This window comes from Pedobacter sp. UC225_61 (assembly GCF_044452285.1).
Taxonomy (GTDB): domain Bacteria; phylum Bacteroidota; class Bacteroidia; order Sphingobacteriales; family Sphingobacteriaceae; genus Pedobacter.
In genome coordinates, this window is sequence record NZ_JBIOAL010000001.1 from 1,567,969 (window position 1) to 1,594,663 (window position 26,695).

Here is a 26,695-nt window from a genome sequence, read left to right on the forward strand (position 1 = left end):
CATCCCTCTATTAATCTCTTTTTATTTACATTTGTAGCATGAAACAAGATCTTCAATTATACAATACCATTACACGAAAAAAGGAATTATTTAAACCATTAAATGCCCCACATGTAGGTATGTATGTATGTGGTCCAACAGTTTATAGTGATGTGCATTTGGGTAATTGTCGCACTTTTATTTCATTCGATTTAATCTTTAGATACTTAAAATATAGTGGGTATAAAGTTCGCTATGTAAGAAATATAACCGATGCTGGCCACTTAGAGGGAGACCGAGATGAAGGTGATGATAAATTTGCTAAAAGAGCGAAATTGGAACAATTGGAACCAATGGAGATTGTTCAGAAATACACCTTAGGTTTTCACGATGTGATGCGAGTATTTAACACCTTGCCACCAAGTATAGAACCAACAGCAACTGGGCATATTATCGAGCAAATCGAAATGATTAAAAAAATTATCGATAATGGGTATGCGTATGAAGTAGATGGAACAATATATTTCGATGTAGAAAAATATAGTCAAAAATATAATTATACCATTTTAACCAACCGTAATTTAGAAGATATGCTGGCAAACACCAGGGAGTTGGGCGGACAAGATGATAAACATGGTAGACTCGATTTTGCGCTTTGGATTAAAGCCAAACCAGAGACATTAATGCAATGGACTTCTCCATGGGGAATGGGTTTTCCTGGTTGGCATATTGAGTGTTCGGCAATGAGCGCTAAATATTTAGGGCAGGAATTTGATATACACGGTGGTGGAATGGATTTAGCGGCAACGCACCATACCAATGAAATTGCACAATCAGAAGCATGTAGCCATCATCAGCCTGCTAAATACTGGATGCATACAAATATGTTGACGGTAAATGGTACTCGTATGTCTAAATCGGCAGGTAATGGTTTCTTGCCAGGAGAATTGTTTACAGGAAATCATCCGCTGTTGCGTAAAGGATATAGCCCAATGACGGTTAAGTTTTTTATGCTACAAGCACATTACCGTAGCACGCTTGATTTTTCTAACGATGCTTTAGATGCATCTGAAAAAGGTTTTAGAAGATTAATGAATGCGGTTAGCTTATTGCCTAAACTTGTTGCGAGCGAAATTGGTGAGGTAGAAATTGATCCACTACGTGAGAATTGCGAAAATGCAATGAACGACGATTTTAACAGCCCTGTTGTGATTGCTGAATTATTTGAAGCGGTTAGAATTGTAAATACAGTTTACGATGGTACATTAAAAATTTCTGCAACAGAATTGGATAAATTGACAATCTTAATGCATGATTTTATCTTTGAAGTTTTTGGTTTGAAAGATGAAGATACCAGTAATACTGAATTAAATGAGGTGTTAGATATGGTCATCGCTCTGCGAAAAGATGCCAAAGAAAATAAAGATTACGCAACTTCTGATATGATCCGTGTAGGCTTGCAGAATATTGGTATCCAATTAAAAGATAGCAAAGACGGAACGACTTGGAGTAAATCTTAAATAGTACCAAATGATAAATAGAAAATTTTTAATCATTGCTCTGGTAGCAACATTCACTTTTCAGGCGTGTACATCTGATAAAAAAGAAACGAAAGAAGAAACTGAACAGGTTGTAAAACTAACTTCCCCAGATTTTAATCCAGACAGCGCTTTTGCCTATACTAAAGCTCAAGTAGATTTTGGCCCTCGAATTCCATCAACTGAAGCGCATGCTAATTGTGCTAAATATTTAGTAAATAAATTTAAATCTTTTGGTGGTGAAGTGTTTGTACAAGAAGCACCTTCAAAAACTTATGATGGAAAAAGTCACCGATTAAAAAATATTATTGTAGCCTTTAATCCTGAAAAAACACAACGAGTTTTAATAACTGCCCATTGGGATGCCCGTCCGTTTTCAGATCAGGATCCTGATGTGAATATGCATGATAAGCCTTTTGATGCGGCAAACGATGGTGCAAGTGGGGTAGCTGTAATGTTAGAAATGGCTCGTCAAATTCAACAAAAGCAACCTAATGTTGGGGTAGATTTTATTTTGTGGGACATTGAAGATTATGGAAAATCAAAAGATGAATCCCAAAACGAAACCACATGGTGCATTGGCTCACAATATTGGGCCAAAAATCCGCCAGTAAAAGGATATAAACCTTTATATGCCATCAACTTAGATATGGTTGGCGGTGGAAATGCACAATTTGCTCAGGATGAAATTTCTAGAAAATACGCTCCTGCGATTGTGAAAAAAGTTTGGGATATTGGAAATGAAATCGGCTATTCTGCCTATTTTATAAATGTAACGTCAGGTAGCTTAATTGATGATCATTTTTGGGTAAATCAAGCTGGAATTCCTTGCATCGACATTATTCATTACACAGATGCTGCTGGTTTTTATATGAATTGGCATACACAATTAGATAATTTAAATAATATCGACAAAAATACATTGAAAGCAGTAGGTCAAACGGTATTAGAAGCTATTTATAGAGAAAAACCATCCGCTTAATGTGTAATTGTTAATTACTTTTTAGGAAGTCTTACAGTTCAAATCCTATATTCGCAACACTATTTTACTTATCATGATGAAAAAGATTATTTATTCAGTTTTAGTTGCTACAATTAGTGTAAGTGCATTTGCGCAAAAATCAGATGGCACTACAAAGTCTTTAGTTAATGCAGAAAAAGCATTTGCAGAAGAAGCAGTAAAAGATGGAACAAAAGCTGCTTTTAATAAATATGCAGCATCTGATGCATTGGTTTTCAGACCAAATCCTATAAATGCCAAAACTTTCTATGCAACGGCGCCAGATATGAAAAATTTAAACTGGACACCAACTTACGCAAGAGTATCTAGAAGCGGAAACTGGGGTATTACAAGTGGAAATTATATAGTTAATGGTGAGAAAAAAGCGTACGGGCACTATCTTTCAGTTTGGAGAGTAGAAAATGGGAACTGGAAATTCATTTTAGATTTAGGTGCAGAGACCAATAAACCTTTAAACAAAGTGACCACTAATTTTGTAGAACCTAAAGATCATTTTATTCCAAAATATACCACAGACAAGGAACTAAAAGCAGGTAGAGAAGTTATTTTAACTACAGAAAAAACATTAAATACTACCTTAAAATCATATGGTGCAAGTGCTTTTGCTGGTTTTTTAAATAAAGATGCGCAATTGATGTTTCCGGGAACTGAAACAATTGTTGGAAAAGAAAATATTCAAGCATTTAATAATAGAATGATTGATAAGATTAGTTTAAAAACTACTTCAGCAGATAAGGCTTTGGGAGGGGATTTAGCCTATACATTTGGTGTAGCTACAATAGATTATAAAACTGATTTACGTGAAAGCTTCCATTATGTATTTATCTGGGAACGTCAATCTGATGGAAACTGGAATATTATGAGCCAAATTTTTACCTTGGCAGAACGCTAACCTTCCCGATAGCTATCGGAACTACCAAATATAAATCTTAAGGATTTCGGCTATGCTGAAATCCTTTTTTGTTTATAGGTGTTTTAGATTGATTAGATACGCATAAATAGTAATCTTTGGCGTTATTATTGAAGACAATTCAGGCATGAAAAAACACCTACTATTAGTTTCATTATTAAGTATTTCTTTAAGCGTATTAGCTCAACAAAAGTTCGATGTACAAGGCCATCGTGGTGCTAGAGGAATAATGCCAGAAAATACAATTCCTGCAATGATAAAAGGATTGCAATTAGGTGCTACAACTTTGGAAATGGATATTGTAATTTCTAAAGATCGACAAGCAGTTGTATCTCAAGAACCTTATTTTAATCACGAATTTAGTTTAACACCAGACGGAAAATCAATCTCATTAAAGGATGAAAAAAAGTATAACATCTTTAAAATGGAGTATGACGAAGTAAAGAAATTCGATGTAGGCAGTAAAGTTCATCCTCGTTTTCCTGGTCAACAAAAAATTAAAGCTTATAAACCTTTGTTGGGAGAATTAATAGATTCAGTTGAAACCTATGTGAAGCTGAATAAATTGGCAAAACCTGATTATAACATCGAAACTAAACTAATCCGAAAAGGCGACGTAGAATTTCAACCAAGCCCAGAAGAATTCGTAGACATCGTAATGGAAATTGTGAAAAAGAAAAAGCTAGAAAAAAGAGTAATTATTCAATCCTTTGATATGCGTACGTTGCAATATCTCCATAAAAAATATCCTAAAATACGGACCTCCTTAGGCATCGATGAAAAGGAAGACTTCGAAAATAACATTAAGGATTTAGGATTTAACCCAACTATTTATAGCCCGTATTCTGTTTTAGTAGGGAAGAATTTAGTGGATAAATGTCATGCGGCAGGAGTTAAAATTATTCCATGGACGGTAAACTCAATAAAAGATATTGAATACATGATGAACCTTGGTGTGGATGGAATTATAACAGATTATCCCAATTTAATGGGACAGTTGAAATAAGCTTAAAACAAATCTTTTATAATCTGCTCGATAGCTAAACCTTCAGCTTCTGCTCTGTAATTACGCACAATTCTATGGCGTAAAATAGGTTCAGCAACCGCTTGAACATCTTCAATATCTGGGGCATATTTGCCAGAAATGGCGGCATGACATTTAGCGCCCAACACTAAAAACTGAGATGCTCTTGGGCCAGCACCCCAAGAGACATAATCATTAATAGTTTCTGATGCTAATGCAGTATTTGGACGAGTTTTAGCAGCTAGTTTAACAGCATATTCCAATACATTATCAGTAACTGGAATATTTCTAATCAACTTCTGGAAATATTGAATTTCCTTAGCATTTATAATTTTCTCCAACTTAACTTCTCTATTACTCGTTGTGTTTTTTACAATTGTCAATTCATCAGCAAATGCTGGATAATTTAACTGAATATTGAACATGAAACGATCTAACTGAGCTTCTGGAAGAGGGTATGTGCCTTCTTGTTCAATAGGGTTTTGAGTAGCTAAAACGAAAAAAGGTTGAGGTAAAATATGAGTATGACCGGCTGCGGTAACCGCTTTTTCTTGCATCGCTTCTAATAAAGCGGCTTGCGTTTTTGGCGGTGTACGATTAATCTCATCTGCCAAAATAATATTAGAAAATATTGGGCCTTTTATAAACTTAAAGTGACGATCTTCTCCTAAAATTTCTGCCCCAATTATATCGCTAGGCATTAAATCTGGTGTAAATTGTATGCGATTAAAATCGAGGTCTAAAACATTTGCTACCGTTTGAACTAATAACGTTTTTGCCAAACCAGGAACGCCAACCAATAAACAATGTCCATTGCTAAAAATTGCAATAAGAACAGATTTTATAATTTCATCCTGCCCAATAACAACTTTACCAATTTCGGCTTTAATGTTTTTAAAAGACTGGTGCAGGGCGTCTACGGCTTCGACCTCGTTAGTAAACTGCATTCTTTATTTTTTATCCTTATTAACCCAAAGTTTCATCTCATCACAGGTTGCAAACTCATCATCAACTCTAATATAAGTAGTTTCTTTACGTTTTTGAAACCATTCACTCATTACACGAGCTTGTTTTTCGCTTTGCGCTCTTTCTTTAAATTTAGGATAATCTTGCTCTAAATTACCTTTATGAGGAGGTATTTTAGATTTTAATAAGAAAATTTTATAACCTTCTTTTCCATCTTGTGGATTGTTAAATGCAACTGGTTTAGAGATATTACCAACTTTCATGGTGTCAATTACTACAAACACAGCAGGATCTAATTTCTCTACTGGAATAAAAGTTGTTCTTGCAGTTTGGTTATCTGCATACAACATCATACCACCATTGTATTGAGTTTCTTTGTTGTCTGAATAGGTAGAAGCAGCCGTAAAGAAAGGTAATTTTTTATCAGTAATGTCTTTGTAAATACTATCTGCTTTTAACTTAACTCGCTCTAAACTTGCAGGTGTAGTTTGTGGGCGAATTAATATATGTCTTGCATGTACTTGCTCGCCACGGCGCTCAATTACTTGTAAAATATGATAACCGTTTTCAGTTTCGAAAACTGGAGACATTTCGCCCGCTTTTAGTTTAAATGCCATAGCTGTAAACTCCTTAACCATTTGACTTCTGTCAAAAAAACCTAAATCACCACCTTCAGATGCAGAACCTGGATCTTCAGAATACGTTTTAGCTAAGAAACTAAAGTCTTCACCGCTTTTAATACGCAACCTAATTGCATCAAGTTTATCGTAATATTTTTGCTTTTCGGCTTTAGTTAATTTTGGATATAAAGCAATTTCACCAATTTCAACTTCAGTACCAATATCTGGTAAACTGTCTTTTTTATATGTTTCGAAATACTTTTTAACTTCTAATGGAGTAACGTTAGTATTCTCGGTAATTTTAGCTTGCATTTTTTGAGCAATCAAACCTTCTTTGATATCTGGTCTCATCTCATCTTTGTACTGCAATACAGATTTTTGAAGAAATTGCTCTAAGCGCTCTTGTCCACCCATACGTTGTATTTGGTAACGCATACGTTTATCAAGTTCATCATCAACTTGGCTGTCATCTACCATAATTGAATCTATTTCGGCTTGTTGTTTTAATAATTTTTGAACCAACATTTGTTGCAAAAAATAACATTTAGCCTTTTCATCTGCTGGATTACCTTGATTTAAATAAATAGCATATTGTTGATTTAAATCAGATAAGAGGATAATATTACTTCCTACTACCGCAACAACTTTATCGAGGTTTGTTTTTTGTGCTTGTACATTTAAAAACAGACACATTAAACCGCCTGCTATTAATAAAAATTTCTTCATTCTATTTTTGTTCAATTGTATTTCTAGTGCAAAGTTAATATTATTCGCTTTATAAGCTGGTTAAGGCTTGGCAAGCTTTCTTAATTCGTCTTCGTTAATCTTTACTGTATATTTTGCTCTTAAGGTTTTAATCCATGCGTTTTCTAAGCTTTGTTGATAATCTGCCGTAACTTGTCCACGTACTTCATCGTAACTTTTACCCTGATAAGCATTTATGTTTTTGTTGTAAAAATCTTCAATTGCAGCTTCGCTATCTTGTAGTTTACTCCAAATCTTTTTTTCAGATACATTAAACATCAAAACGCCTTCTCTATATTCATTCATAATAAAATTATACTCGATATTTTTCGGAGAAGTCTTTTTTTGAGCTTTTAACGCATTTTCGTACCCGTTAATTTCCTTTTTATAAGCAGTATCAGCATCTAAATTCATTGCTTTTGCCTCAGCCACCTTTAATTTGAAATTTAAGTAAAGATCTAAGTAAGATGCTAAATCCTGATAAGAAGCAGTTGCAATACCCGCATGATTTTTTTTATAAACCCACATAAACTCCTTACTGCTAATTGATTTTCCATTAACAGAAGCGACATTTTGTGCAAATGTAACGCAGGTAAAAAAACATAAAATAAAAATGCAACAGACTTTTCTCACAAAAGACAACAGCTATATAATTTTAATGGATAAAAGTAACAATTTAAGGCGCTATAATAAGATATTTAACTAATTTTAACAGAAAATAATTTTCATTAAAAAGATAAGATGGATAACCAACTAACAAGTAACGCTGAAGCCTTACGTTTATTTTTTACCGATGATATTTATTTGGTAAAAGATGATGTGCAAAATGCTTTTGCAGAGCCAGTTAAGCTAAGTCCATATATCGCTCCACAAGAAACTCTTTCTAAGCCAATAATAGAGATAAATGCAGTTGAAGATTTGCCGTTAATTGTTGAGGAGCCAAAACCAATTCTAAAAAAGGAATTTAACTTCGAGTTTTTAGGTAAAAATCAAAAAGGTATCTTGATTTTGGTAAATGACAGTGTGAATAAAGTGAGTTCTGAGCAAGGTACTGAGTTATTACGGAAATTGGTGAAAGCCATCGAGTTAACAAATAACGATTTTGCACTGGTTAATTATGCCAAGTATAATGGCGTAACTTTTGAAGATTTAAGCGGATTTTTTAATTGCCAGTTGGTGTTGTCTTTTGGAGTTGAAACTCAACAATTAGGTTTGCCTGCACAAACTTTACATCAATTATGCAAATTAGGTAATACACGATTAATTTTCACATCGAATCTACATGATTTAGATAGCGATCAGGCAAGTAAAAAAATACTGTGGACAAACTTACAGCAGCTAAAAAATGGCTAATCAATTAGTTTTTGCGACCAATAATACCCATAAAACCCTTGAAGTTAGGGAATTGTTAGCGCCTAAATATGAGATTTTAAATTTGACAGGTATTGGTTGTGATGTAGATATTCCAGAAACTGGAAGTACGTTTGCTGAAAACGCAACTTTAAAAAGTACATATGTTGTAGAAAATTATCATATCGATTGTTTTGCAGATGATAGCGGCTTGGAAGTTGAGGCTTTAAATAATGAACCTGGAATTTATTCTGCAAGATATAGCGGTGCTAGAGGTGATGCGGAAAACATGAAATTCTTACTCCAGAAAATGGAAGGCATAACCAATCGTAATGCCCAATTTAAAACTGTTATTTCTTTAATCCAAAATGGGAAAAATCATCTTTTTGAAGGGGTAATTTACGGCAAATTGAGAACGACACCAGTAGGAGAAAAAGGTTTTGGCTACGATCCAATATTTGAGCCAAATGGCTATTCTATCACTTTTGCCGAAATGGAAATGGAGCAAAAGAATAAAATTAGCCACAGAGCATTAGCCATGCAAAAACTAATCGCTTTTTTACAAGAAAGCTAAATCCACTTAATTTACAGATTGAATTTTCTTTTTAATAGTATCAACTTTTACAGGAGGAACAACGGCAGGTTTAATGGGCGTTGTTTTACTTTTGTTTAGATCTGCTGCTGGCTTTTTGGTTGGTAAAATCGGTTTTATACCAGACGCATCATTCCCTATAACTTTTACGGCTGGTTTTGTTGTTGTGTTTTTGGAAGTTGACTTAGCAACGGGTTTACCTTTAATAATATCAGCTTTGCTTACAGGCCTTAATTCGGGCTTCCAAATGAAACCTGTTAAAGTTGTTTCCTTTGGCAATTTATTCATTGGATTTGTTGCTCCCTCAGCTTCTTTAATGTATAAAATGTCTGTTAGCTCTTTATCTTTAAATAAAAATTTAATCCGACTACTCACAGATTGGTTCATTTTGTCATAATTACCTTTGTCATCTTTCGAATAGTAAATGCTTTCGGCATTGCCATCCACATACATATTTCTTAATTCCCCTTCTCTAAAAAAGCCTGTAATTTTTTTCCCTTTTACCTGATTAAATTTGGTAGAATCTGTTTCTACATTCACTAAAAATCCATTTTGTAAAACTTGAAAACTATGAATTTTGTCGTTCTTGAAAAAAACATGAATGGTGTCTCCTGTTTGCTGTGTTCCTTCCGACCATAAAATCGGATTTTTATACCAACGCAGAGTAGAATCAGCGGCGGTATAAAACAAAGAATCTGCTTTTGCTTGCATATTAGATTTATAAACCCTTACGTTGTGAAATGCCTTAATAACTCGGGTCCTTACTGTATCAGCAGGGTTAAAAACAGCTACACTATCCTTTTTAAGCAGATTAGCACTTGAAGTTTTTGGTTTTACATTTGTCGTATTCGAAATCGCCTTTTTATAGTCTGATTTTAGTGCAATTTTTTTATCAGCTTGAACGGAATCTTTTTTGCTTGATGCTATCGTTTTATTTTGAGTAGTTAATGGCAGTATCTTTTTTAAACTATCTGTTTTTATACTGTCAACATTAACCTTTGGACTATCCAATAATTTAGGTGGTGGCGGATTATTTTTTAAATCTTTAGCCTTTTCTTCCGCTAGTTTTTTTTCTTTTTTGCTCAGTTTTTTCGTTTCAAGATTTATGACAGCTGGTTTTTTTACGGCTTGTGCAGCGGCAGCAGCTTTTCTAGCTTCAGCTTTTTCCTTCTCTTTTTCTTCCTTCGCTTTGTCATCTTCAGCACCTACCTCATTATCTTTTTGAATAACCGGTTTATTCAGCAATTTCAAGGTATGTTGTAAAACTTTTTGCGTTTGTAAAGTATCTGCACCAAGCCATAATGTATCTGGTATCTTCTTTTTATTGACCGTAATGGAATCTTTAGTTGCCATACCGAAATATGCATTTTTTGTTACAACTACACGTTCATCCGCTTTGTAATATTCACCTAATTGCCCCCTTAAAAGTGTTCTGTCAGAAGTATCAATAAATACAATATTCTTTACTGCTCTACCATATCCCGTTTTACCGTAATAGTATAAACTATCACCTTTTAATGATTTTGTATTTTGTGTATAAAGATTTTTTTTACCGAAATACGCATTTTCACTTTTGGTGTTATAAGCACCATTTTCAGTATATAAATTATCATCTTTCCCTTTAATATTCGTCGGGCCGTAAAAGTAAGTCCAATTGGTAAAGGTGTTATAACGTAATGTATCTGATTTAATAGTGCTTTGTGGTGTAACAACTACAACATTATACCTAAAATAAGCATCTTTAGTATTGGCAAAATAATAGCCTCTTTTACTGGTTAATATGACATCTTTATTTACAATTTTCCCTCCGGTACTGTATTCCCCAATTTTAGTGGCCATATTGTAATCCAAAATGTTGGTAGTCAATGTAGAAGTTGGATCAATCATTTTTACATTATTTGATAAATGCGCTTTTTTTGCATTTCCATCATAATTTAAAAAATCAGAGTAAATATTTACTGTATCGCCTTGGTTAATATGAACGTTTTTAAAAGCTTCAAAGTAATTACGATCTTTATAAAATACCGCACTATCAGATCTTAATGTAGCATTATCTTGCCTAAAAACGGGATTTATAACATAGTTTACATTTGTTTTAGTGTCCACAGTCAAACGATCAGAAGAAACTAATTCAACTTTAGTTCGCTGTTGCGCAAACAAAATGCTGGGAAAGAGTAACAAAAGAAAGAAAAAGCGTAATTTCTGCACTTTACAAAGTTATGTTTTATTTTTTTTTAATGATGTAAGCTTATCACGGTTAAATTAAATATTTTTGAAACATGTTACCGCTACAGCAGTTTACTGATTATATCAAAAAAAATGCCCTTTTCTCTAAACTAGATAAAATCTTGTTGGCTGTAAGTGGAGGCAAGGATTCGGCTTTGATGGTTCAGCTATTTAAACTCGCAGGCTTTCAGTTTAGTATAGCGCACTGTAATTTTAATTTGCGAGGCGATGAATCTCAACGCGATGAGGCTTTTGTGAAATTACTCGCAACAACTTTAGGAGTATCATATCACGTAGTACATTTTGATGCGAAAGCTTATGCGAATGGACATCACCTGTCTATTCAAATGGCTGCAAGAGATTTGCGTTATCAATGGTTTGAAACGCTAAGGCAAGAAAATGGCTACAATTTTATTGCCTTAGCGCATCACCAAAATGATTCTATTGAAACGCTATTGCTCAACTTAACACGTGGTACAGGCATAAGTGGTATGCATGGTATTTTGCCGAAAAGAGATAAATTAATCAGGCCATTGTTGTTTTTATCACGACACCAAATTGATGAGTTGGTGAAAGAAAATGACATCAACTTTGTTGAGGATAGTTCAAACGAAAGCACAAAATATGCTCGTAACAAAATACGTTTAGCTGTTATTCCGCAACTGCGGGAAATTAATCCAAATTTAGAACACACTTTTGCCCAAAATATAACTCGATTTGCACAAACTGAAGAGGTTTTACAGAATGTAATTACACAAACTCGTAAAGAAATTGTAAGAGAAATAAATGGTGAATTTTATTTTTCAATCGAAAAAATAAAGGAGTTAAAACCTCAAAAATTGCTCTTTTTCGAATTGTTAAAACCCTATCACTTTACTAATAAGTTAGTTGATGAAATTTTAGAATCGTTAACAAAGCAAAGCGGAACTTCATTTTATAGCCATACACATCGTGCAACTATTAATCGAAATGAGGTAATGATATCGGCTCTGTCTAAAGAACAAATGCATAAAAATCAGTTTATCCACCCAAAAGATGAGCGAATTTTAGTAGAAAATCAGCAAATTTTAATTGCATACACTACTTCAAACGCAGTTGAAAATACTAGAAATAAAGCATTTATAGATGCAGATAAATTGATATTTCCTCTTGTCGTTCGTTTTAAACAAGATGGCGATCGATTTATGCCATTAGGAATGAAACAGTATAAAAAGTTAAGCGATTTTTTAATTGATAGTAAAGTGCCATTACCGCAAAAGGAAAAAATTCCGTTGATTATTAATGGAAATGGAGAAATAATTTGGGTTGTAGGTTTACGACAAGACAATAGATATAAAGTAACTGCAACAACAAAAAAAGTTGCTATATTCGAACTGTTAAATTCATAATGGATCATAAAAATATCTATATCGAAAAACAATACATCGGCCGCGATTATATCCGAATTTGTATTAGGCTTGTAATGGCGGCTTTTTGTTTTGCCGCCTATGTTTATGAGCGTGATCGAGATAATACTGTAGATCTTTTTTTAGTGGTTGGCTTTGGTATTATAGGTGTTTCTATTATTCTTTTATTCCTAATTCAATATAAAATACGCATCGAGAATAAAAGTGTAGTGATAGATGGATTGTGGACTGCTAAGAAAGTTAAAATAGATTTAAACAGTATTGTAAAAGTGCGTAAAGCGACATACAGCAATTATATGTTTAATAATCCGGTTTATAATCTACATAAAAAGGGGAGCATTCGCTTTTATTCTTCTGGCAAAGATGCCATTGTTTTAACCGATAGAGATGGTTTAGAATATTTTATTGGCACTCAACGCCCTAACGAAATGTATTTAGTGATTCAAGAAGAAATGAGAAGTTAATTTTCTTTCATTAAATCAATTTGCTTAAACATCAATTTTATTACCAATAGATAACACAAATTAAATAAGATATAGGTTAATTTGCTTTTGTAAAACCTACGGTTTACATTTTATAAAAAAATGATGAAAATAGGAATTGTTTGTTACCCTACTTTTGGTGGAAGCGGTGTTGTTGCTACTGAATTAGGTAAAGCTCTCGCAAATGAAGGCCATCAGGTTCATTTTATCACGTATAGCCAGCCTGCTAGATTAGATTTTTTCTCAGCCAATTTGTTTTATCACGAAGTTTCGGTAAGAGATTATCCATTATTTGATTATGCCCCTTATGAATCTGCTTTAGCAAGTAAATTGGTAGATGTAGTTCGATTTGAGCAATTGGATATTTTACACGTACATTATGCTATTCCTCATGCTTCTGCAGCGTTTATGGCTAAACAGATATTAGCAACTTATGGCATTAATATTCCTTTTGTTACAACGTTGCATGGTACAGATATCACCTTGGTAGGTAAGGATGCAACCTATAAACCAGTGGTAACTTTTTCAATTAATCAGAGTGATGGTGTGACGACAGTTTCTCAAGATTTAAAAGAAGATACCTACAAGCATTTCGATATTCAAAAGGACATTAAAGTAATCCCGAATTTTATAGATTTTAACCGATTTAGTTTACAGCCAAAAGATCACTTTAAAAAGGCTATTGCTCCAAATAACGAACGTATTTTAATTCATACATCTAATTTTAGAAAAGTAAAACGTACTGAAGATGTGATTAAAATGTTTCAAAAGGTGCAGGAAAGAATTCCTTCTAAATTGCTAATGGTAGGAGATGGGCCTGAACGTACATCGAATGAGCAATTATGCCGTGAACTTAATATTTGTGAAAATGTAAGGTTTTTAGGTAAACAAGATGCCGTTGAAGAAATTTTATCAGTTTCAGATTTGTTTATTATGCCTTCAGAATCTGAAAGTTTTGGTTTAGCAGCATTAGAAGCAATGGCTTGCAAAGTTCCTGTAATTACATCTAACGCTGGTGGTTTACCAGAATTAAATATCGACGATTATTGCGGCTACATGTGCGAAGTTGGCGATATAGAAGATATGGCGAATAAAGCAATTACTATTTTAAGCAATGAAGATACGTTGAGCTACTTCAAAGAAAACGCATTAAAAAGAGCTCAAGATTTTGATTTAAAGAAGATATTACCAATTTATATTAACTACTATAAGGAAGTAATAGAAAAATCTTTAGTAGCAAATTAGATTTTGCTGAATATCAAGCAAACAGGAACGCCCACACTAATTCTTTTACCACTATCTTTTAAAGTGCCATTAATTTTGTTTCTATTGAAAATTACAACTTCATTAGTGTATTGATGTGCTACTAACACATGATTTCCACTTGGATCTATCGAGAAATTTCTAGGACCTTTACCCAATGTGCCTACTCGTTCTACAAATTTTAACATACCAGTAGGAAAAATTGAAAATACAGAAATTGTATTTGCATCACCACGATTGGTTTCATATATAAATTTCCCATCAGGAGAGACATGAATATCTGCGCCATCTATTTTTCCAGTAAAATCTTTTGGAGCAGTTGCTATTTCTTGAATTTTTTTCAAAACCCCGTTTATATAGCGAAATGCAGTGATACTTCCGTTAAATTCATGGGCTAAATACGCAAATTTCCCGTTCGGACTAAAAGTTAAATGTCTTGGGCCAGTTCCTGCATTTGTTTTAATAACTGATTTTATGGTTAATATTTTATCAGAACTTGCAGGGTTGTAGTTATAAATGTAAATAAAATCTTCTCCCAAATCATTGCTGATTAAATATTTATGATCTGGTGTAAATTGAACCTGATGGACATGAGCACTTTCTTGCCTTTTTTTAGGATCTATACTTTTACCGGTATGTTGAATGATTTGTTTAGCATCGGTTAAAGAGCCATCTGCATTACGACCAAAAATTGAAATTGTACCTCCACTATAGTTTGCCAAAATCACATTTTTATCATCAACAGCAATAAAACAAGGGTCAGCGCCTTCAGAGTATTTTTTATTTAGGAAAGATAAATCTCCACTTTGAGGATTAAAACTAAATGCACTTACAGCACTATTTTTACCATCTTCATTTACACTATAAATGAATTTTTTATTACCACTAATAGCTAAATAACTTGGATTAACAACGTTTTTAGCAATGCTTTTTAAGTTGGTTTCTGCAGTTAAACTATTGTAATTATAAACGTAAATTCCTTCACTGTTACCTTTATTGGTATAGGTTCCAATTAGCAAATTATAGTTTTGTCCGTGAGATTGAAAAGTTAAAAAAAAGGCTAATAAAATGAAGAAATATTTTTTCATAATAATGGATTTCAATTTAAATGCAAAGTACACAAAGAAAAAATACCTAAAGAAAAATTTTGGATTTAGCTAAAAAACACAAAAGTCGCTAGTACTAAACTAACGACTTTTAAGAATTCTGCTTTGCGGTTATATTATTTTATCAAATGCTTAATTTGAATTAATTCATGTTCTTCTAAGAAACGCCATCTGCCTCGTGGCAAATCTTTCTTCGTCAAATTGCCATAAACTACACGATCAAGTTTAACCACATCATAGCCTAAATGTTCAAATATTCTACGAACAATACGATTTTTACCGCTGTGAATTTGAATACCAACTTCACGTTTTGATGCTCCAGCAACATAAGAAACATTATCTGGTTTAATTAAACCATCTTCTAATTCTAAACCAAATTGAATTTTGTTAAAATCACCTTGGCTTAAACTTTTGTTTAATTCTACATGATAAATTTTAGTGATGCCATTTTTAGGGTGCGATAATTTATCTGCTAATTCCCCATCATTGGTCATTAAAATTAATCCCGTAGTATTTCTATCTAAGCGGCCAACTGGATAAATACGCTCACGACTCGCTTTTTCTACCAATTGCATTACCGTTCTACGCTCTTGAGGATCATCGGTAGTAGTGATATAATCTTTAGGTTTGTTTAGTAAAACGTAAACTTTCTTTTCACGTTTTAGCAATTCGCCATTGTAACGTACTTCGTCTTTGTAAGGATCAATTTTATGACCTAATTCAGAAATTGGGGATCCATTTACCGAAATCACGCCTGCTTCGATTAATTCATCTGCCTTGCGACGTGAACAAATACCTGAGTTTGCGATATAGCGATTTAAACGAATTAAACCATCATCTTTCGGTTCTGCAGTTTTTCTTGCTCTAGTTGCAGGAGCTATTCTTTCTCCACGATCTTCTTTTCCTTTGAAACCACCTTCTTCGCGTTTTCTGTATGGTCGGCTATCTGTACTTCTAGATGCGCCACTTTTTTTATCAGCAAACTTAGATTTATCGCCATCAGTTATGAAATTATCTTTTTTAATGTAGCTGCGTTTGCCTTCGGCAGATTCTTCTCTTGAGCTACCTTCTTTATATGCTTTTGGTTTGTATCCAGAATTACCACTTTCTTTCTTTTCCCAAGGCTTAAAACCACCTTTGCTGTCGGTTTTAGGCTTATATTCTTTTGGCTCGTCTCTATCAGTTCGTGGTTTGAAATCCCTTCCACCAGATGCTGGTCTCGGAGAATAGGGCTTAGAATCTTTTCCAGAAGATGATGATCTTGATGAATAAGGTTTAGTATCTCCGTCTCTTGATGTTCTTGGCTTGTAATCTCTTGATGAATTGTCTCTATCAGTTTTAGGTTTGAAATCTTTTCCTGCTGCTGTTCTTAGAGTATATGGCTTCGAATCGCCATCTCGAGATGTTCTTGGTTTATAAGCAGGTTTATCACCCGTTGCAAAACCAGGTTTGCGTTTGTCTTTATCGTCTTTGTCAGAAAAATCTTTTCCGTCTTTGTCACTATATCTTCCTTTGGGTTTATCGGTTCCAGCAGGTCTCCTGCTTTTACTTCCTTCGCCCGCCTTGGACTTGTCATCGCGACTGTTCCTGTTATTGTTTTTTATCATGATACGCTTTTAGCCACATAAAATATGCGGGTGCAAATTTAATAAAAATGTATCAATCTATTTCGTAAAAATTGAGCTAAAATCACAAAAAAGAAATATGCGTTTAAGCAGCTTTAAACCTTGATTTTGGTAGAAAAATACGTAACTATTTGATAATTAGCTAAATGTATTGTACCTTTGCCGATACAAATATATTTGTTCACCAAAAAAAGGAGGAAGATGATAAAGAAACACCTCATTCCATGTACGGTAATTTTAACATTACTGGTTATGGCAAAAGTGTTTGCTTATAAGCTGCCAGAAGTAAAAACAAGTCTAAAGAAAGACAACAATACCACCATAAAAAAAGAAGCTGAAGAGCCAGCATTTACATTAGCTCAACTAGAATTTGCAAATGAAAATTTGCCCTCGGGCGATGCAAGGATTAACGGTAAAATGAAGAAAATTTTAGCTTCTTATGCCTACCAAAATTTGCAAACCAATCGTTTACACCGCAAAGCGGCAGAATGGTTCCCAATTATTGAACCAATTTTAGCAGCTTATGGCATCCCTAACGATTTTAAATACATGCCTTTAGTAGAATCTGGTTTACAAGGCGGTACGTCTCCAAAAGGCGCATCGGGTTATTGGCAATTTATGCCAGGAACTGCTCGTACTTACGGATTAAAGGTTAATGGAAATGTAGATGAGCGTCAGAACTTAAGAAAATCTACAATTGCAGCTTGTAAATACATTAAAGAATTATATAGCATTTTTGATAGCTGGACTTTGGTTGCAGCAGCTTATAATGTTGGAGATGTGCATATGAAAAGACAAATCAACAAGCAAAATCAAGACAATTATTTTAAAATGAAATTGAATCGTGAAACAGGTGGATATGTTTACAAACTCATTTCAATGAAAGAAATTCTTGAAAATCCAGCTCGTAACGGTTACACGAGTCAGAAAGCATTAATTGCTTATACTCAATCTCAACCTACTACAATAGAATAAGGTTTAGTATTAAAAATTTATAAAGCCATTCGCATGCAGCGGATGGCTTTTTTGATTCTCTTTCGCCGCAGATGCGCAGATTTCCTTAGATAAGTTCGGATTACAAATCTGCGCATCTGCGGCTTACTATTCTTTTCTGGGAAATAGAATTACTATTTTAGTTGCATGTCGTTGCAAAAACTCCGAGTTATTTCTGTAATTAAGCAAGCTAACGAAGTTTTAACTATAAATTTCGAAACCATAAGTGGTGAAATGTTGAACTATAAAGCAGGTCAGTTTTTGTCTCTGGTTTTTCAAGTTAATGGTAAAGAATTACGACGTTCTTATTCTTTTTTTAGTTCACCAGATGTTGATGAACCTATCTCTATAGCTGTTAAATTAGTAGAGAACGGAGAAATTTCAAGGTTTATTCATCATCAAATAGCTATTGGAGATATAGTAGAAATAGCAAAACCAAATGGACAGTTCATCTATCATCCCGATAGTGAAGTTAAAAGAACAGTTTTTCTATTTGCAGCTGGAGTTGGAATTACACCACTTTTATCTATTCTAAAAACAGCACTAGTGACCGAAACAAATTCTAAAATTGTATTAATTTATAGCAGCCGCTCCCCAGAAGATACGTTGTTTATAGAAGAAATTGCAAAATGGCAAGTAGGATATTCGGCTAGATTAAAGGTTATTCATTTGTTTAGCAATTCAAAGAATTTATTTAAAGCACGATTGAATGGTTTTTTGATCAATCAATTGGTGAGAGAAAATATGGTGTTTGATGCTAAAGATGCATTGTTTTATACTTGTGGACCAGTTGATTATATGGATGTTTGTCGTATTACATTGTTGGGTGCAGGCTTTAAACCAGAGCAGGTTAAGCGTGAAACCTTTGTTTTGCCAGAACATGAGGCAGATGAAGATGATGCAACAGAGAAAGTTGTGGACAAGAATACATACTCTGTAAATTTACATTTTAAAGGCGAAATACATCATTTGTTAATTCCTTGGCCCAAAAGGATTTTAGAAGTTGCGCTAGAAAATAAAATCAATTTACCCTATAGTTGTAGCGGTGGGGTTTGTAGTACATGTGCAGCAACTTGTATTTCTGGTGTTGTGAGGATGGATTACAATGAAGTTTTAACAGATGATGAAGTTGCAAAAGGTAGAGTTTTAGTGTGTACGGGGCATCCTACAGTAAATGAAACGACAATAACTTGGGAGTGAACGCATAGAAAAATAGTTAATAGAGAAGAAAGCAGACAGTAATGTGCGCCAATATTTCTATAAGTTATATTCTTCTTTCTGGTAATGGTACAAAATCTGTTTCTCCTGGAACTGGTGGGTATTCTTGATTTAACCATTTCGTTTTAGCTTGTTCAATTAATTCTTTGCTCGATGCTACAAAATTCCAATAAATAAAACGTTCTTCAGGAAAGGGTTCGCCACCAAAAATATAGATGGTGGTGTTTTCTTGCATGGTAAATTCACATAATGAACTTTCTTTTGCAACTAATAATTGTTTTGGTTCGAAAGTATTGCCATCGTTTTCAATAGCGCCTTCTAAAATATAGATTCCGCTTTCGCCAAAAAGTTCATCGCCAATTTTAACTGTTGTACGAGCGGTACTTTTCAGTTCTAATAAATACAAAGGACTATAAACTGGAATTGGAGATTTATGCCCTAAAACTTCCCCAGCAATTAATTTATATTGAACTCCGTTATTTTCCCATATTGGAATTTCTTCCGCCTCTGCGTGGAAAAACTCTGGCTCCATTTGCTCCAAATCTTTTGGTAGAGCTACCCAAATTTGTAAACCATGCAAAGATTTTGTCGAATGACGAAGATATTCTGGAGTTCTTTCTGAATGAACAATTCCTTTTCCAGCTGTCATCCAGTTTACTTGACCAGCTTTAATTTCTACTTCAGTTCCTAAACCATCTTTATGCATTACATTACCTTCAAAAAGGTAGGTGAGGGTAGATAACCCGATATGTGGATGTGGTGGAATGTCTAAATTTTTATGATCGCTCATTACAGTTGGCCCCATATGATCGATAAAAGAGAAAGGACCGACCATTCTTTTTTCTCTGAATGGCAACAACCTACCAACCATAAAATTGCCAATGTCACTTGGTCTTTCTTCAATAATGAGCTTAATATTCGACATATTATTTTTATTTAAAGGTAATAATTTGGATTGTAAAAATCTATATCGTAATATTGCAATATTAAAATATAAAAATAATGGGCGCATCGAAAACGGAATACTTTACACAAAAGCAAAATGAAATTGCCGCATTAATGAAGGCGCTTGGCCATCCAGCTAGAGTTGCTATTATTGATTATTTGTTAACGGTTGATACTTGTATTTGCGGAGATATTGTAAATGAATTGCCTTTGGCGCAACCAACAGTTTCTCAGCATTTAAAAGAGTTGAAAAACGCTGGATTAATTAAAGGCAATATTGAAGGAAATGCGATCTGTTATTGCATTGACGAAGAAACGTTTGCTAAGTTTCAGCATTTCCTGTCGGAAGTTTTTGGAAAAATTAAAGTACAAAAGAATAACTGTTGTTAATTTAAACGCTATAAAATGAAATTATCAGAAATTAAAACAATGTTAGCTACAGCCGAGGCTGTGAATTTTATATTAGAAGATGGTACATCTGTACCTGAACATTTTCATGTGACCGAAATAGGTGTGGTGAGTAAACACTTTATAGATTGTGGTGGAACAGTTCGTACAGAGAAAAAAGCTAATTTTCAATTGTGGGATGCTAATGATTTTGAACATCGCTTAAAGCCTGGTAAGCTATTAAACATTATTGGCCTATCTGAAAAGGTTTTAGGAATGGAAGATTTGGAGATAGAAGTTGAATACCAAAGTGATACCATTGGTAAATACGAATTGGATTTTAATGGGAAAGATTTTGTATTGATGAGTACTCGAACTGCTTGTCTAGCTAAAGATGCTTGTGGTGTTCCGGCAGAACAGCAAAAAATAAATCTGGTTCAATTACCAACTGCAAATGCTTGCATACCAGGTGGCAGTTGTTGCTAAATGAAGAAAAAAATAATTAAATACAAAAAGCCAATTGTAATTACTACTGCTGTAATTGCTTTACAATTAATTTTTGGTTGGGATGCTAAATTTTGCATCATCAATATTATTTGGCTTTTTGTTTAACTAAATAGAATGAAGAAAATATTAGTGCTTTGTACAGGGAATAGTTGTCGAAGTCAACTAGCAGAAGGTTATTTAAGGTATTTTGCAAAGGGAAGTGCAGCAGTTTATAGCGCAGGTATTGAAACACATGGTGTAAATCCGAAAGCTATTGCTACTATGGCCGCAGATGCAGTTGATATTTCTGGCCATACTTCTAATAACATTGATGAATATAAAAATATAGATTTCGATTATGTGATCACAGTTTGTGATAATGCAAAAGAAAATTGTCCATTTTTTCCTAGCGAAGCGAAGAAGTTTCATTACAATTTTCCAGATCCTGCAAAGGCGAGGGGAACTGAAGAAGAAATTGTAGCAGAGTTTAATCGGGTTAGGGATTTAATTAAAGGTTATTGCCATCGCTTTATAAAAGAAAACCTCATCCAAAATTAATTGAATGAGGTTTTATATTAAAGGTTATACTTTTTATTCTTCTTCTTTAGCTTCTACTAAACCAGGTACATCTACCATTTCATTTACATCAGCTTGATAATTAACTCCAGCTACATCAAAGCCAAATAAGTTTAAGAAATCCGTTTTGTAGCCTGCTAAATCACCTATGGCCGGTAAATTTTCGGTAGTCGCTTCTTTCCATAAAGTAGCTACTTGAGCTTGCACGTCATCACGCATTTCCCAATCGTCAATTCTGATACGACCTTCTTCATCTACAGGAACGGTGCTTCCAGTATATAATCTGTCTTTAAATAATCTACCGATTTGCTCAATACATCCTTCATGAATGCCTTCTTCTTTCATTATTTTATACAATAACGAAATGTATAAAGGAATTACAGGAATTGCTGAACTTGCTTGTGTAACTAAGGCTTTGTTTACCGAAACATAAGCTTTTCCGTTAAGTTCTGCTAGTTTATCAGTAATGGTAAATGCAGTCGCTTCTAAGTGGTTTTTTGCCATGCCAATTGTTCCTTTGCGGTAAACTGCTTCGGTTACGGCTGGACCGATGTACGAATAGGCTACTGTTGTAAAACCATCGGCTAATAGGTTTTCTGCTTTTAAAGCATCGATCCACATTGCCCAATCTTCGCCACCCATTACGGCTATCGTATTTTCAATTTCTTCTTCGTTTGCTGGTTCGATTGATACTTCCGAAACTATGCCTGTATGGAAATCAACTGTTTTATTGGTAAATGAACCACCAATTGGTTTTAACACTGAACGGTGTGTAATGCCTGTATTTGGGTTTGTTCTAACTGGCGATGCCAAGCTGTAGATAATTAAATCGATTTGACCTAAATCTGCTTTAATTAAATCAATAGTTTGTTGTTTAACTTCGTTTGAGAAGGCATCTCCATTAATGCTTTTTGCATATAAACCTGCTTTTTGGGCTTCGGTTTCGAACGCTGCGGTGTTGTACCAACCTGGTGATGCAGTTTTGCCTTCTTTTGGTGGTTTCTCGAAATAAACTCCTATTGTTGAGGCGCCTGAGCCAAATGCACTTGTAATTCTGGATGCTAAACCGAAGCCTGTTGATGCACCAATTACCAGTACTTTTTTTGGTCCATTGATGGGGCCTTGAGATTTAATATAGTTAATTTGATTAATTATGTTTTGCTCACAACCTTTTGGGTGTGCGGTTAAACATATAAATCCTCGCATTCTAGGTTCAATAATCATAATTTTTTAAAGCTATTACTTAAAAATTAACGCTGGTTTAAGTTGACAGCGTTCTATTCTTCAAAACTATCCTTAATTTCTTTCCATTCCAAATATATAGTTCATTTGTTTCCTCACCCCAGCCTCTCTCCGAAGGATAGGGGAGCTCAGGATGGAATTATGAACTTATAACTTTCTTGCGTTTGCTAGGTTTCTTTTTTACAGGGCTAGGTTTCTTCTTGACAAGGCTAGGTTTCTTTTTTACAAAGCTGGGTTTCTTCTTGACAAGGCTAGGTTTCTTTTTTACAGGGCTAGGTTTCTTCTTGACAAGGCTAGGTTTCTTTTTTACAAAGCTGGGTTTCTTTTTTACAGGACTAAATTTCTTCTTGACGAGGCTAGGTTTCTTTTTTACAGGGCTAGGTTTCTCCTTGACAGGGCTAGGTTTCTTTTTTACAAGGCTTGGTTTCCTTTTTACAGGGCTTGGTTTCTCCTTGACAAGTATAGGTTTCCTTTTTACAAGGCCAAGTTTCTTTTTTACAGGGCTAGGTTTCTTTTTAACAGGGCTAGATTTCTTCATGCCAAGGCTAGGTTTCTTTTTATAGGTGTTAGTTTGTTGCACTGTTTTGAGTTTATTAAACCCGATTGGAGTGGAAATACTTTTTGTGTGCTTCATCTTATGTTGAATTGCACTGTTTAAAGGTTTTTCGGCTGCGCTCTAAATGACGGAAGACGTTGATACAAAAAAATTGTAATGGAAAGCGGGGTATGGGGAGCGAAGGATTGCTGGCGCTGTTTTACAAAGTTTTAACCACCTAAGAAACCTTAAAGCACCTTAGGGTTTTGGTTTTGTAATTTTCTTAGGTGTTTAAGGAGGTCCTTCGACTACGCTCAGGATGAGAAATAAATGACGAGAGGAATTGACAAAAAACTGTGTTTTAACTAGTGAAGATCAATAGCTTTTGTGCTTAAAATTCGTTATTTTTGCAGGCTGTTTTTTACTACCGAGAATTACAAAATTTATGAGCAAAAAGAACATTGACCTAGGTGAGCAAAAAGATGTTGAAGTGTATGGTGCTAGGGTACATAATCTTAAAAATATTGATGTTAGTTTCCCAAGAAATAAACTGGTTGTGATAACTGGTTTGAGTGGTAGCGGTAAATCATCATTGGCTTTTGATACCATTTATGCTGAGGGACAACGCCGTTATATGGAAACATTTAGTGCGTATTCTCGTCAGTTTATGGGTGGGATGGAACGCCCTGATGTGGATAAGGTTTCGGGGTTAAGTCCGGTTATTGCAATTGAACAAAAAACGACGAGTAAAAACCCGCGTTCGACAGTAGGTACGATTACCGAAATTTACGATTTTATGCGCTTGCTTTACGCTCGTGTTGCTGATGCTTTTTCTTATAATACGGGTGAGAAAATGGAGCGGATGAGTGAAGATCAAATCCTTAAAAATATTTACAAAAAGTTTAATACAATGCCGGTAAATATTCTTGCACCTGTGGTGAAGGGTAGGAAAGGTCATTACCGTGAATTGTTTGAGCAAATTCGTAAACAAGGTTATGTAAAGGTTCGTGTTGATGGAGAAATAATGGATTTAACAGCTAAAATGCAGGTTGACCGTTATAAAATACATGATATTGAGATTGTTGTTGATCGCTTGATTATTGATGAAAAGGATCATAAAAGGTTATTAGATAGTATTCAAACGGCTATGCGTTTGGGTAAAGGAATTATTAAAATAAGTGATAAGGATAATAATGTAGCGCATTTTAGTAAGTTCTTAATGTGTCCTACTACTGGAATCTCTTACGACGAACCACAGCCAAACAGTTTTTCTTTTAATTCGCCTTATGGTGCTTGTGACCGTTGCGATGGATTGGGCTATATTTTTGTAGTTGATAAGGAATCGGTAATGCCTAACATGAAACTGAGCATTATAAATGGTGGTTTGGCGCCATTGGGCGAATATCGTGATGTGTGGATGTTTCAGGTATTGAAAGCTTTGGCGAAAAAATATAATTTCTCACTTTCTACTCCGCTAGAAAAGTTGGGCGATGAAAATATTGATCTTATATTGAATGGTACGCATGAGTTATTGAGTGTTGCGGTTGAGTATAATAAATGGAATGTTCAGAATTACCAGATCACTTTTGATGGTATTATTAAGTTGTTGGAAGAGCAACAGGAAAAAAGAAGTGATACCGCAAATGCGGATGATATGGATGCTTTTCGCAAATTAAAAACTTGTCCGGAATGCCATGGAGCTCGTTTGAAAAAGGAAAGTCTGCATTTTAAAGTAGATGGTAAAAACATTTTTGAGCTTGCTGAAATGGATATTTTTAGCTTGAAAACATGGTTTACGGATGTTGAAACTCGTTTAAATGAGCGTCAGAATACAATTGCGAAAGAAATTTTGAAAGAGATTAGGGCAAGGATTGGTTTCTTAACGGATGTTGGTTTAAATTATTTATCGTTGGATAGAACGGCTAGAACGCTTTCTGGTGGTGAGGCACAACGTATTCGTTTGGCTACGCAAATTGGTTCGCAATTGATGAATGTAATGTACATTTTAGATGAACCGAGTATTGGTTTGCATCAACGTGATAATGAGCGTTTAATTGGTGCCTTGAAAAATCTACGTGATTTAGGGAATACGGTTTTAGTGGTAGAACACGATAAAGACATGATTTTAGAAGCTGACCATGTGATTGATATTGGTCCGGCGGCGGGTGTGCATGGGGGCGAAGTTGTTGCTCAGGGAACACCAGCTCAGATTTTAAAATCGGGTACGTTGACGGCTGCTTATTTGAATGGAAAGAAAGGAATTGAAGTCCCGAAAAAGCGTAGAAAGGGTAATGGGCATAAGTTATCTATTATTAAAGCTACTGGCCATAATTTAAAAGAGGTTTCGGTTGATTTCCCTTTGGGTAAATTTATTGCGGTTACTGGTGTTTCGGGTAGTGGTAAGTCGAGCTTAATTACGGAGACGTTGTATCCGATTTTAAATCACCACTTTTTTAGGGCGAAAAAACATCCGCTTCCTTACGAGAAAATTAATGGCTTAAAGGAAATTGATAAGGTAATTGAGATAGACCAAGCACCAATTGGCCGTACGCCAAGATCTAATCCATCTACCTATACTGGCGTTTTTTCTGATATTAGAAACTTGTTTGTATTGTTGCCAGAAGCGAAAATTCGTGGCTATAAACCTGGTCGTTTTTCGTTTAACGTAAAAGGCGGTCGTTGTGAAACTTGCCAAGGTGCAGGAATGAAGGTTATTGAGATGAATTTCTTGCCAGATGTTTCGGTTCCTTGTGAGGAATGTGGTGGAAGACGATACAATCGTGAAACGTTAGAGGTTCGTTATCGTGGAAAATCGATTAGTGATGTATTGGATATGAGCATTGAAGAGGCTTGTGCTTTTTTTGATCAGATGCCTGCGATTTATCGTAAAATAAAAACGTTGAATGATGTTGGTTTGGGGTATATCAGGCTGGGTCAATCGTCTACTACGCTATCTGGTGGTGAGGCGCAACGTGTTAAATTGGCTACTGAACTTTCTAAAAAAGATACCGGAAAGACCTTTTATATTTTAGATGAGCCGACTACTGGTTTGCACTTTGAGGACATTAATGTTTTATTGGGCGTATTAAATGAATTAGTAGAAAAAGGGAATACTGTTTTAGTGATTGAACATAATTTAGATGTTGTAAAGGTTGCCGATTGGGTGATTGATTTAGGTGAAGAGGGTGGCGCTGGTGGTGGTCGGATTATTTTTGAAGGTACGCCTGAGGGATTAATTCAAAACCCAATTAGTTTGACTGGAAAGTTTTTGAAGAAGGAGATGGAAGGGTCGTTTTAGTAGGTCGTCTTTGCGAGGAACGAAGCAATCTTAAAGCGATAGATATTTTACTTACTAATATTAGAAAAGCAAATACAGAAGCCCGATTATTGTTAGTCGGGCTTTTTGCTGCAATCTTTTTGTGCTTCGACAAGCTCAGCATAGCAAAAAGGATTTTCGCTTC

Annotated in this window: 25 protein-coding genes; 16 read left to right on the forward strand and 9 right to left on the reverse strand. The window is 34.6% G+C overall.

Going from position 1 to position 26,695, the window contains the following annotated elements; genetic code table 11:
* Positions 1 to 38: 38 nt before the first annotated feature.
* The 4 genes from cysS (at position 39) to ACHMWN_RS07475 (ending at position 4,454) form a co-directional block, all read left to right on the forward strand.
* Complete coding sequence (cysS, locus tag ACHMWN_RS07460; protein WP_397299175.1) at positions 39 to 1,499, forward strand: cysteine--tRNA ligase; 1,461 nt, start codon at positions 39 to 41, stop codon at positions 1,497 to 1,499.
* 10 nt (positions 1,500 to 1,509) lie between these two features.
* On the forward strand, positions 1,510 to 2,499 hold the full coding sequence (locus ACHMWN_RS07465) for a M28 family peptidase (RefSeq protein ID WP_397299178.1): 990 nt from the start codon (positions 1,510 to 1,512) through the stop codon (positions 2,497 to 2,499).
* 76 nt (positions 2,500 to 2,575) lie between these two features.
* Positions 2,576 to 3,430 carry a nuclear transport factor 2 family protein gene (locus ACHMWN_RS07470; protein WP_397299181.1) on the forward strand — a complete coding sequence of 285 codons (855 nt, stop codon included), beginning with the start codon at positions 2,576 to 2,578 and terminating at the stop codon, positions 3,428 to 3,430.
* Positions 3,431 to 3,575: 145 nt separating this feature from the next.
* Positions 3,576 to 4,454, forward strand: a complete 879-nt coding sequence (locus ACHMWN_RS07475; protein ID WP_397299183.1) for a glycerophosphodiester phosphodiesterase — start codon at positions 3,576 to 3,578, stop codon at positions 4,452 to 4,454.
* Positions 4,455 to 4,456: 2 nt separating this feature from the next.
* Here the strand turns inward: ACHMWN_RS07475 and ACHMWN_RS07480 are convergent, their stop codons facing one another.
* The 3 genes from ACHMWN_RS07480 to ACHMWN_RS07490 are packed head-to-tail and all read right to left on the reverse strand — an operon-like array spanning position 4,457 to position 7,330.
* Complete coding sequence (locus ACHMWN_RS07480) at positions 4,457 to 5,419, reverse strand: AAA family ATPase (protein WP_397299186.1); 963 nt, start codon at positions 5,417 to 5,419, stop codon at positions 4,457 to 4,459.
* A 3-nt stretch (positions 5,420 to 5,422) separates the two neighbouring features.
* Positions 5,423 to 6,784, reverse strand: coding sequence for a peptidylprolyl isomerase (locus ACHMWN_RS07485; RefSeq protein ID WP_397299188.1), 1,362 nt, complete (start codon positions 6,782 to 6,784; stop codon positions 5,423 to 5,425).
* A 60-nt stretch (positions 6,785 to 6,844) separates the two neighbouring features.
* The gene (locus ACHMWN_RS07490; protein WP_397299189.1) at positions 6,845 to 7,330 is read right to left on the reverse strand and encodes a hypothetical protein; all 486 of its coding nucleotides are present in this window, start codon (positions 7,328 to 7,330) and stop codon (positions 6,845 to 6,847) included.
* A gap of 213 nt (positions 7,331 to 7,543) precedes the next feature.
* On the opposite strand from ACHMWN_RS07490, the gene ACHMWN_RS07495 reads away from it, so the two are divergent.
* Together ACHMWN_RS07495 and rdgB are read left to right on the forward strand one after the other, a co-directional pair.
* Positions 7,544 to 8,155, forward strand: a complete 612-nt coding sequence (locus ACHMWN_RS07495; protein ID WP_397299192.1) for a hypothetical protein — start codon at positions 7,544 to 7,546, stop codon at positions 8,153 to 8,155.
* A complete protein-coding gene (gene rdgB / locus ACHMWN_RS07500) occupies positions 8,148 to 8,726 on the forward strand; it encodes an RdgB/HAM1 family non-canonical purine NTP pyrophosphatase (protein WP_397299195.1) in 579 nt (192 codons plus the stop codon). The genes ACHMWN_RS07495 and rdgB overlap by 8 nt, the downstream gene beginning before the upstream one ends.
* A gap of 6 nt (positions 8,727 to 8,732) precedes the next feature.
* On the opposite strand, the gene ACHMWN_RS07505 is transcribed toward rdgB, so the two are convergent.
* Positions 8,733 to 10,952, reverse strand: coding sequence for an OstA-like protein (locus ACHMWN_RS07505; RefSeq protein ID WP_397299197.1), 2,220 nt, complete (start codon positions 10,950 to 10,952; stop codon positions 8,733 to 8,735).
* Between the two features lie 71 nt (positions 10,953 to 11,023).
* On the opposite strand from ACHMWN_RS07505, the gene tilS reads away from it, so the two are divergent.
* The 3 genes from tilS (at position 11,024) to bshA (ending at position 14,103) form a co-directional block, all read left to right on the forward strand.
* Positions 11,024 to 12,358, forward strand: a complete 1,335-nt coding sequence (gene tilS / locus ACHMWN_RS07510) for a tRNA lysidine(34) synthetase TilS (RefSeq protein ID WP_397299200.1) — start codon at positions 11,024 to 11,026, stop codon at positions 12,356 to 12,358.
* Positions 12,358 to 12,840, forward strand: coding sequence for a hypothetical protein (locus ACHMWN_RS07515; RefSeq protein WP_372817105.1), 483 nt, complete (start codon positions 12,358 to 12,360; stop codon positions 12,838 to 12,840). Before tilS ends, ACHMWN_RS07515 begins: the two co-directional genes overlap by 1 nt.
* Positions 12,841 to 12,963: 123 nt before the next feature.
* Positions 12,964 to 14,103 carry an N-acetyl-alpha-D-glucosaminyl L-malate synthase BshA gene (gene bshA, locus ACHMWN_RS07520; protein ID WP_397299202.1) on the forward strand — a complete coding sequence of 380 codons (1,140 nt, stop codon included), beginning with the start codon at positions 12,964 to 12,966 and terminating at the stop codon, positions 14,101 to 14,103.
* On the opposite strand, the gene ACHMWN_RS07525 is transcribed toward bshA, so the two are convergent.
* Together ACHMWN_RS07525 and ACHMWN_RS07530 are read right to left on the reverse strand one after the other, a co-directional pair.
* The gene (locus ACHMWN_RS07525) at positions 14,100 to 15,209 is read right to left on the reverse strand and encodes a lactonase family protein (protein ID WP_397299205.1); all 1,110 of its coding nucleotides are present in this window, start codon (positions 15,207 to 15,209) and stop codon (positions 14,100 to 14,102) included. The genes bshA and ACHMWN_RS07525 overlap by 4 nt on opposite strands.
* A gap of 134 nt (positions 15,210 to 15,343) precedes the next feature.
* Positions 15,344 to 16,834, reverse strand: a complete 1,491-nt coding sequence (locus tag ACHMWN_RS07530) for a pseudouridine synthase (RefSeq protein WP_397299208.1) — start codon at positions 16,832 to 16,834, stop codon at positions 15,344 to 15,346.
* A 219-nt stretch (positions 16,835 to 17,053) separates the two neighbouring features.
* Here ACHMWN_RS07530 and ACHMWN_RS07535 point away from each other — a divergent pair, with 219 nt between their 5' ends.
* Together ACHMWN_RS07535 and ACHMWN_RS07540 are read left to right on the forward strand one after the other, a co-directional pair.
* Positions 17,054 to 17,827: a lytic transglycosylase domain-containing protein gene (locus tag ACHMWN_RS07535; RefSeq protein ID WP_397299211.1), complete on the forward strand. Its 774-nt coding sequence runs from the start codon at positions 17,054 to 17,056 to the stop codon at positions 17,825 to 17,827.
* Positions 17,828 to 17,992: 165 nt separating this feature from the next.
* Positions 17,993 to 19,045, forward strand: a complete 1,053-nt coding sequence (locus tag ACHMWN_RS07540) for an FAD-binding oxidoreductase (RefSeq protein ID WP_397299214.1) — start codon at positions 17,993 to 17,995, stop codon at positions 19,043 to 19,045.
* Between the two features lie 64 nt (positions 19,046 to 19,109).
* On the opposite strand, the gene ACHMWN_RS07545 is transcribed toward ACHMWN_RS07540, so the two are convergent.
* A complete protein-coding gene (locus ACHMWN_RS07545) occupies positions 19,110 to 19,988 on the reverse strand; it encodes a pirin family protein (protein ID WP_397299215.1) in 879 nt (292 codons plus the stop codon).
* A gap of 77 nt (positions 19,989 to 20,065) precedes the next feature.
* Here ACHMWN_RS07545 and ACHMWN_RS07550 point away from each other — a divergent pair, with 77 nt between their 5' ends.
* The 4 genes from ACHMWN_RS07550 to ACHMWN_RS07565 are packed head-to-tail and all read left to right on the forward strand — an operon-like array spanning position 20,066 to position 21,439.
* Positions 20,066 to 20,398, forward strand: coding sequence for an ArsR/SmtB family transcription factor (locus ACHMWN_RS07550; RefSeq protein WP_397299218.1), 333 nt, complete (start codon positions 20,066 to 20,068; stop codon positions 20,396 to 20,398).
* Between the two features lie 15 nt (positions 20,399 to 20,413).
* The gene (locus ACHMWN_RS07555) at positions 20,414 to 20,881 is read left to right on the forward strand and encodes a DUF6428 family protein (protein WP_397299221.1); all 468 of its coding nucleotides are present in this window, start codon (positions 20,414 to 20,416) and stop codon (positions 20,879 to 20,881) included.
* Positions 20,882 to 21,007, forward strand: a complete 126-nt coding sequence (locus ACHMWN_RS07560; RefSeq protein ID WP_397299224.1) for a hypothetical protein — start codon at positions 20,882 to 20,884, stop codon at positions 21,005 to 21,007.
* Between the two features lie 9 nt (positions 21,008 to 21,016).
* Complete coding sequence (locus ACHMWN_RS07565) at positions 21,017 to 21,439, forward strand: arsenate reductase ArsC (RefSeq protein WP_397299227.1); 423 nt, start codon at positions 21,017 to 21,019, stop codon at positions 21,437 to 21,439.
* A 33-nt stretch (positions 21,440 to 21,472) separates the two neighbouring features.
* Here ACHMWN_RS07565 and fabV read toward each other — a convergent pair whose 3' ends face one another.
* Together fabV and ACHMWN_RS07575 are read right to left on the reverse strand one after the other, a co-directional pair.
* Positions 21,473 to 22,681, reverse strand: coding sequence for an enoyl-ACP reductase FabV (fabV, locus tag ACHMWN_RS07570; RefSeq protein ID WP_397299230.1), 1,209 nt, complete (start codon positions 22,679 to 22,681; stop codon positions 21,473 to 21,475).
* A gap of 157 nt (positions 22,682 to 22,838) precedes the next feature.
* A complete protein-coding gene (locus tag ACHMWN_RS07575) occupies positions 22,839 to 23,333 on the reverse strand; it encodes a hypothetical protein (protein ID WP_397299233.1) in 495 nt (164 codons plus the stop codon).
* Between the two features lie 346 nt (positions 23,334 to 23,679).
* Here ACHMWN_RS07575 and uvrA point away from each other — a divergent pair, with 346 nt between their 5' ends.
* Positions 23,680 to 26,532, forward strand: coding sequence for an excinuclease ABC subunit UvrA (gene uvrA, locus ACHMWN_RS07580; protein ID WP_397299235.1), 2,853 nt, complete (start codon positions 23,680 to 23,682; stop codon positions 26,530 to 26,532).
* The last annotated feature ends 163 nt before the right edge of the window (positions 26,533 to 26,695 follow it).